Source organism: Flavobacterium sp. AJR (assembly GCF_002156885.1).
Taxonomy (GTDB): Bacteria; Bacteroidota; Bacteroidia; order Flavobacteriales; family Flavobacteriaceae; genus Flavobacterium.
Window position 1 is genome coordinate 1 of the sequence record NZ_NCWQ01000151.1, and the last position, 5,149, is coordinate 5,149.

At 32.5% G+C, this 5,149-nt stretch carries 5 protein-coding genes; 3 read left to right on the top strand and 2 right to left on the bottom strand.

All coding sequences use genetic code 11. The annotated features are described in order from the left end of the window. Positions 1-471 precede the first annotated feature (471 nt). From porQ to B8T70_RS22900, 3 genes are all read left to right on the top strand, one after another. Positions 472-1,494, top strand: coding sequence for a type IX secretion system protein PorQ (gene porQ, locus B8T70_RS22890; RefSeq protein ID WP_086896360.1), 1,023 nt, complete (start codon positions 472-474; stop codon positions 1,492-1,494). 48 nt (positions 1,495-1,542) lie between these two features. Further along, a complete protein-coding gene (gene cmk, locus B8T70_RS22895; RefSeq protein ID WP_086896361.1) occupies positions 1,543-2,235 on the top strand; it encodes a (d)CMP kinase in 693 nt (230 codons plus the stop codon). A gap of 67 nt (positions 2,236-2,302) precedes the next feature. Beyond that, a complete protein-coding gene (locus tag B8T70_RS22900) occupies positions 2,303-3,679 on the top strand; it encodes a nucleoside permease (protein WP_086896362.1) in 1,377 nt (458 codons plus the stop codon). Between the two features lie 86 nt (positions 3,680-3,765). Here the strand turns inward: B8T70_RS22900 and B8T70_RS22905 are convergent, their stop codons facing one another. Both B8T70_RS22905 and B8T70_RS24030 read right to left on the bottom strand, forming a co-directional pair. Next, the gene (locus B8T70_RS22905) at positions 3,766-4,281 is read right to left on the bottom strand and encodes a hypothetical protein (protein WP_369827414.1); all 516 of its coding nucleotides are present in this window, start codon (positions 4,279-4,281) and stop codon (positions 3,766-3,768) included. Positions 4,282-4,306: 25 nt separating this feature from the next. After that, entirely contained in the window at positions 4,307-4,822 is a 516-nt protein-coding gene (locus B8T70_RS24030; protein ID WP_086896363.1) for a hypothetical protein, read from the bottom strand. Positions 4,823-5,149 lie beyond the last annotated feature (327 nt).

The following is a 5,149-nucleotide window of genomic DNA, read 5'->3' on the forward strand; positions in this document are numbered from 1 at the left end:
ATTAAGTAATTAAGAAAAGTTAAGTATTCGGGACGAGAAGAAATCCGTGTTTATCCGTATTTTCGCTTTAGCGAATCCGTTTAATCCGTGTGTCATTTGCGCTGAATTTTCACCATTAAGTAATTAAGAAAAGTTAAGTATTCGGGACGAGAAGAAATCCGTGTTTGTCTGTGTTTTCGCTTTAGCGAATCCGTTTAATCCGTGTACCATTTGCGCTAAATTTTTTACCGTCGAGTAATTAATTAAGAAAAGTTAAGTAAGCCCCAAACTTGTCTTTCCTGTAAAAATGAATAATGTGTTTAATCCGCGTTACTTTGGCAAAGAGTTAAACCAGATAGAAGCTGCAATACATAATAAGTTTAGGTTTTGGAATTTTTATTTTAAATTGAAATCGACAATTTGTAATTTGTCACATTATAATTTTATCTTCGCAGCTGCGTTTTAGTAAAAGGTAAAAGCAATATATAAAGCATGCTAAAAAAACTGGGATTCTTTTATTTATTTACTTTTTGTACTGTTTCCTACGGGCAAATAGGAGGTAAGTATACCTATCAGTTTTTAAATCTAATGCCTTCGCCTAGACAAGCCGCTTTAGGAGGTAAAGTAATCACCATTTATGACGACGATGTAAACCAGGTATTGTTTAATCCTGCGACTTTAAATCAGGATATGAGTAATCGTCTGGCATTAAATTATGGAAGTTATTATGGCGAAGTAACTTATGGTAGCGGTTCTTACGCATATACATATGATCAGCATTTGCAAACTTTTCAGGCAGGCGTAAGTTATGTCAATTACGGAAATTTTGACGGATATGATGAGAATGGTCAAGCAACTTCGGATTTTACAGGAAGTGAAGCTGCACTATCTTTTGGGTACGCCTATAATATTCCATATACAGACATTCATATTGGGGCAAATGCCAAGCTGATTTCTTCAACTCTCGAGAGTTATCATTCTTTTGGTGGAGCTCTGGATTTAGGAATGATTTATATCGACGAAAAAAATGATATAAACTGGGCTTTAGTCATCAGGAATATAGGAACTCAATTTAGTACCTATTCAGGAATTCACGAGAAATTGCCTTTGGAGGTAATTGCAGGGGTTTCGCAAGAATTAGAAAATGTGCCTATTCGATGGCATCTTACATTAGAGAATTTACAGCAATGGAATCTTGCTTTCTCTAATCCAGCACGAGCAGAAACCGGTATTGACGGAACTACAACCGAAGAAAATGTATCGTTTTTTAATAATGCATTACGCCACATGATTTTTGGGGTTGAACTTTTCCCTAAAAGAGCGTTTAATTTGCGACTGGGATACAATTTTAGGAGAGGCGAAGAATTGCGAATTCTAGAGCAGCGTAATTTCTCTGGAATGTCTCTAGGTTTCGGACTAAAATTAAATAAATTGAAATTTAATTATTCCTATTCTAGATATAGTTTAGGAGCAAACACAAATCTTTTTGGGTTAACAATTAATTTTCAGGACTAAAAATAAAAATAATTAGAATTACTATCTTTAAACATTAAAATCGATATTTTGAAAAAAATAACAATAGCTATCGACGGATTTTCGTCAACGGGAAAAAGTACTTTGGCAAAACAATTAGCAAAAGAGTTGGAATATGTATATGTAGATACTGGTGCAATGTACCGTGCAGTAGCGCTTTATGCTATGAAAAACGGATATATAAATGCAGATTCTTTTGATAAAGAAAAGCTTGTTGCTAGTTTACCTTCTATACAATTGGTTTTTCAATTTAATGCCGATTTGGGTTTTGGAGAAATGTTTTTGAATGGAGAAAATGTAGAAAAAGAGATTAGAACAATCGAGGTTTCTAGTTTTGTGAGTAAGGTTGCCGAAGTTTCTCAGGTGCGTTCTAAACTTGTAGAGCAGCAACAAGAAATGGGAAAAAATAAAGGTATCGTTATGGATGGCAGGGATATAGGAACTGTAGTTTTTCCAGATGCCGAACTTAAAGTATTTATGACAGCAAGCGCAAGTACACGTGCACAAAGACGTTTTGACGAATTGCAACAAAAAGGAGATGATGTATCTTATGAAGAAGTCTTGAAAAACGTTGAAGAACGTGATTATATCGATACACACCGTGAAGATTCGCCATTGGTAATTGCCGATGATGCTGTAGAGATAGATAATTCCTACCTAAATAAAGAAGAACAATTTGCAGCCGTTATGGAATTAGTGAATGATGTTGTAAAAACAGCTTAATTCTTTGCAGATTTCATTTTAAATAGTAGTTTTACCGCCTAATTTTATTTTAAAGACAATTCATCATATGGGAATTAAAAACAGATTGATTATAATGAGCTTTCTTCAGTTTTTTGTTTGGGGAGCGTGGCTTATTACAATCGGAAATTATTGGTTTGGAACAAAAAATTGGGAAGGAACTCAATTTGGTCTAGTTTTCGGAACCATGGGAATTGCTTCTTTATTTATGCCAACCCTTACAGGAATTATTGCTGACAGATGGGTAAACGCCGAAAAATTATATGGTGGTTTACATATAGCATATGCTTTAGTTTTGTTTGGAATAGCGCAAGTTACAACTCCAGATCTTTTTATATATGTTATGCTTGCTGCAATGTGCTGCTATATGCCTACAATTGCATTGAGTAACTCCATCTCATATACTTCGCTTAAATTAAATAATAAAAATATTGTAAAAGATTTTCCACCCATTCGTGTATGGGGAACAATAGGTTTTATTGTTGCAATGTGGATTACCAATCTTAGCGGAAATAAATCAACAGAATATCAATTTTATATTGCCGGAATTGCGGCATTGATATTAGGGGTATATTCGTTTACCTTACCTAAGTGTAAGCCACAACGTTTAACGAAAGAAAATGCTACATTAACAGAAACATTAGGATTAGAAGCGTTTAAGTTATTTGCTAATTATAAAATGGCTTTATTCTTCGTGTTCTCTATGTTTTTAGGAGGAGCTTTGCAACTTACAAATGCTTACGGAGATGTTTTCCTTGATGAATTTAAGCATTTTCCTAAATATGCCGATTCATTTGTAATCCAGTATTCTACAATTATCATGTCGATTTCTCAGGTTTCTGAAACCTTGTTTATCCTGGCAATTCCATTTTTCTTAAAGCGTTTTGGTATCAAACAAGTAATGCTTATTAGTATGCTTGCTTGGGTATTGCGTTTCGGATTATTTGCTTTTGGAGATCCTGTAAATGGCTTATGGATGATTATTATGTCATGTGTAGTTTACGGAATGGCGTTTGACTTCTTTAATATCTCAGGTTCATTATTTGTAGAAAGTAATACGGATTCTAAAATACGTTCTTCGGCACAAGGGTTATTTATGATGATGACCAATGGTGTTGGGGCAATTCTAGGAAGTTTAACTTCGGGATGGGCAATAGATAGATTCTTTACAAAATCATTTAAAAACTCATCTGAATTAGCTGGATTTCTGCAAACAGATGCTGCAAATCCTAAGATGTTAGAATTTGTAAAAAGTCATGGAAATACTGTTTCTGCCGATGGTATTTTTGGTAGTGAAATTTTAATGAAAGACTGGCATAACATCTGGTTGTCTTTTGCAGCTTATGCCTTGGTTATTGCGATTGCTTTTGCTATTTTATTTAAGCATAAACATGATCCAAAAGAATTTGAAAATATGAGTCATTAAGAACTTATTGATATATTTTAAAATCCCGTTTTCTAGTTATAGAAAACGGGATTTTTGTTTATTTGTGTTATTCAAAATTATATATTTCACCCCAACGACGCAATCAGGTTATCAACCTGCTTTTTTTGTTCAGCATATTTTTGTTGCAATTCTGAGCCTTCTCCCATTCGGTTGTAGTATTCCAGGCCTTTGTTGGCGAAGAACTTTTTGTGAAAGTTGGATATTTCGGGTAGGTTTGGAAACAGAATATTAAAATTCATTTCGTAATAAGCCTGCCATTCTCGTTCGTTTTTATCTAAAATATATGGTTTTATAGTTTTTTGGTTTACATGAACCATTTCGTGAGCTATAAGAGTGAGCATTAATTCTAGAGGGAACTCAAATGTGTTTTCTGGAATTCGGATGATTTGTGTTTTTCCAAAATCACCTTCGGTAGTCATTAGGATAAAACTAGGTTCGGCTTTTTCTCTAAATTCAAATCCTTTTAAGTTAGAATTATTGAGGTTATATTTTTTTAAAAGCCAATAAACAGCATTGATAACTTGTCCGTTTTTATGGAAAGTATCAATTTTTAGTTTTATTTCTTCGAGTGTCATTGCCATAAGGTAAAAGTAAGGAAATTATGTTTTAAACTTTTTTGAAGATTCTGTTTTTGAACTTGATAGTAAAAAAGACGAATACAATGTAGATAAGGAAATAAAAAGCAATTTTCTGATTAGTTTCTATTTCTTCTGAAACGTCAATTATTGTTTGACCTTCAGGAGCATATTTTACAGTGTCTTTGTTTAGATACCATACGTTAAGGGAGTCCATGTGGTTGGTCATGTATTCATTTATATACTCATTGGATGAATTATAGTCAAAAAGAATCCCTTTTGTGTCTTGTACGCTCAAATAGGATCCTTTATTAAAGTAATAAAATGTACTTGATGAAGTAGAAGAACTTCTTCCGCTTCTAGTATTAGATATTACTGAAGAATCTATTTTTACTTTAAGCTTCTTGAATTCATTTTCGTGTTTGATAATCTTGTAATTATTTGAAAATTCAAATATAAATAAGAACATCATTAATGTTGAAACGGAAAATAAAGCCATTATTGCAATTGCCAGAAAGCTAGGTTTGGAATTTTCTTCTGATTTCATTTAAAAGGTTTTATTGGCAAATATAAAATGTAATGAATAATGATATAGTTGTAAAACAGAATATTCAAAATTAAATTTTATTGAAAATCTGTTAAGTTTGATTTTAACCTTTGTCAAAGTTTGAAACCAAGGCTGTAAGGAACTTTAGTAAAAAATATTATTTTTATTTTCGTATATCTTTAAACATATCATGAAATGCAAATCAGAACAGATGTGAGAGAAATATTAAGTTATATCTCAGATGATCAACTTGATTTTTTTGCTCGAGAAACTATGGTTGATTGGAATGCTAAAAAATTAAAAGGTAAGGAATTATTTAAACTTTGT